This is a genomic window from Desulfomarina sp., from assembly GCF_054039375.1.
Genome location: NZ_JBPLBA010000219.1, coordinates 1 through 3,215 on the forward strand (window position 1 = coordinate 1; position 3,215 = coordinate 3,215).

General features: G+C 43.4%; 1 protein-coding gene and 1 pseudogene. Both read left to right on the forward strand.

Features of this window, described 5'->3' with window-relative positions:
• Positions 1–138: 138 nt before the first annotated feature.
• Positions 139–1,266 (forward strand): annotated as a pseudogene (locus ACXLDX_RS12390) (cache domain-containing protein); the annotation flags it as partial.
• Between the two features lie 30 nt (positions 1,267–1,296).
• A complete protein-coding gene (locus tag ACXLDX_RS12395; protein WP_457577499.1) occupies positions 1,297–3,210 on the forward strand; it encodes a hybrid sensor histidine kinase/response regulator in 1,914 nt (637 codons plus the stop codon).
• Positions 3,211–3,215: the final 5 nt, after the last annotated feature.

A 3,215-nucleotide genomic window follows, 5' to 3' on the forward strand; every position in this document is an offset into this window, starting at 1 on the left:
GGATCAGAGCCGAATAGAGGCTTTTGCCCTGGAAAACAAGAATATATGATGTCAAAGAGCAATATAGTGGAGAAAAATCCACCTCCATCGTAATGATGGAAATAAATGTGAAACTCTAAACTTTAGTACGACAAAGATAATTATTTTTTTATCGCCGATTATAATAATATTCTCCTGGCACATCCTTACCTCCAGGGCCAGGATTTTTCACACGTCCGGGATATAAAAGGAAACCTTATCATTCCCCCCATGGTTCAGATTGCGCGCAGCCAGGGACAGGGATTTCATAGCTACTGGTGGAAAAAAAACAGTCCGGACAGCCAGCCGTATAAAAAACTGACCTATTCAAAAAATTTCCCCGAACTGAAAATCATCGTGGGAACCGGTGTCTATACCAATGATATCACCACCCAGGTAAACAAACGAAAACAAAAACTGATGACCCAGCTGCGATCAATTGTCCGGGAGACAAAGATCGGCACCACAGGGTATCTTTATATCTTTAACTCTGATGGAAAGATGCTCATTCACCCGAATGACAATATCGAAGGCACCAATTTCAAAAATCTTGAAAACCCGGGAAAACACACAAAAATATTTGACGATCTTGTTCAGGCATCCCGAAACTCAGGGACCCTGTATTACAAATGGGATACGCCGACAGACAAAGGTAATTATATCTATGAAAAGATCTCCTGGATCGAATTCCTGCCGGAACTGAACTGGTATATCGTATCATCCGCCTATGTGGATGACTTAAGAGATACGTCCCGCAGTCTTGCCAACACCATTCTTCTCATCGGTACAATCCTTCTGATTTTTGGCGTACTGGTAAGCTATTTCTTTTTCAGAAAACTTCTTTCTCCTGTAACAACTCTCTCACGACTGGCCAGGAAAGCAGCCGCCGGCGATTACTCAAACAGGGCCGATTTCAAGAAAGATGACGAGATCGGTATTCTGGCAAAATCGTTCAACAGTATGCTTGATACCATTGAAGATAATATCGAAAACCTGGATAAAAAAGTACAGGTGAAAACAAGGGAGCTGGAAGAACAAAAGAAAAAAGCGGAAAACGCCACCCGGTTAAAAAGTATCTTTCTGGCAAATATGAGCCACGAAATCAGAACCCCGCTTAACGGTATTACCGGCATGATTTACCTGATGTCCAATACAGAGCTGACTCTGGAACAGAAGAACTACCTGGAAAAAATATCTTCGGCGTCAACGTCACTTCTGCGCATTATCAATGACATCCTCGATCTCTCAAAAATAGAAGCGGACAGACTGGAACTCGAGATGATCAATTTCAACCTCTACGAGGTCATCGATAATGTGGTCAATATCGTTGAATACCGGGCGAGGGAAAAGAATCTTGACCTGATTATTATATGTGGCAGAGAAGTTAATCCATATCTCCATGGTGACCCCCTGAGACTGGGCCAGATCATTATCAATCTTGTCAATAACGGAATCAAGTTTACCGAACAGGGTGAAGTTTCAATTATTATCAGCAAAAAAGAAACATCGACATACCGTTTTGAAATACGGGATACCGGAGTAGGGCTGAGCGAAAAACAGCAGCAGAAACTCTTTCAACCCTTCTCCCAGGCGGACGGATCAACCACAAGAAAATACGGAGGCAGCGGCCTGGGACTGGCAATATCCCGACAACTTGTTGGACTGATGGGTGGCAGGATCTGGGTTGAAAGCAGTTTTGGAAAAGGCAGCAGTTTTATTTTTGAAGTAAATCTCCATGAACAACAGAACAGCAGATCAACGCCAGTCACTTTCGAAGATAAACGGATCCTGATAGTGGATGATACCCCGGCCTGGCGAACCTGCCTGCGAAAGCTTCTGGAAAAATATCATTTTCACATCGATGAAGCGGCAAGCGGGGAAGAGGCTGTGGAGAGGGTAGAGCACATGACATCATGCTACGACCTGATTCTCATGGATTGGAAAATGACCGGCCTGGACGGCATTTCCACCACTGAAAAAATCAACCGGTTCCACAAGGTTGGGAGACAGGCAACAGTTATGATGATCAGTGCCTTTCGACAACAGCACCTGGTCGACGCAGCCAGGAAGGCCGGTATAGAAATATTTCTCACTAAACCTGTCACTCCGTCCATGCTTGACAGTGTTATATTCACGGTCTTTGCCCCTGAGATGCTGAACCCATGTGAAAAAACTGAACCCCTGGCTCTTGCTGCCTGTAACAATGAATCATTTCATGACACCTCGATTCTTTTGGTTGAAGACAATGAAATGAACCGGGATATTGTCCTCTCACTTCTGGGAGAAAACGAAATATCCATTGATATCGCCACAAACGGTCTGGAAGCTGTCACCATGGTAAAAAGTAAAAAACGACAGCATTATGGACTTGTCTTGATGGATATCCAGATGCCGGTCATGGATGGCTTTGAAGCATCTGAACTGATAAAGAAAATTGACCCGCACCTGCCGATCATTGCCCTGACGGCCAATGTAATGATCCAGGACATCAGGAAGATCAAATCCAGTGGAATGGATGACATTCTGGAAAAACCGCTTGTCCCTGAAAAATTTTTCAAAATTATCCTGAAATATCTCTCTCCTGCCGACACAAGGCATCTGACTGAAAAAGCAGAACAATCCACAACAGGCGAAACTTCGTTATATACAACTCTGGATATCAATAAAGGATTGGTTCACTTCAACGGCGACAGAAAACTGTATCGGAAAATTCTCAATGATTTCATTGTCAATTTCAAAAATGCCGGGGAAGACCTGAAGCATCTCCAGACCACAGACAGAACTGCGGCTGAAAGACTAATTCATACCATCAAAGGACTGGCAGGAAACATAGGTGCCTCCGCTCTTTACAACCAGGCCGAAAAACTTGAAAAGGAATTCACTCCCATACAGGTTGAACAATTTATCGAACTTTTAACTGAAGTCTTTGAAGATATTACGAAACAGTCATCCCATGAAAAACCATCTTTCACCGGTACAATTCTTTCACCCCGTGAAATAACCGTACTTTTTCAGGAACTTGCCAGGGAATTGAAAACAGAAAGGATACTGAAATGCCGCCCCCTGCTGGAAAAGCTCGAAAATACAGAACTCGCTAAAAAAGACCGTAAACTGATAATAAAAATCAGACATCACCTGGAAAATTTTGATTTTGCCAGGGCCTTAACAACTCTGCAGCAAAGAGAACCGTGAAAAGG

What these genes read in the sequence shown, in the direction of transcription:
- ACXLDX_RS12395 (WP_457577499.1), top strand. Translation starts at nt 1,297, where the DNA reads ATGATCAATTTCAACCTCTACGAGGTCATCGATAATGTGGTCAATATC.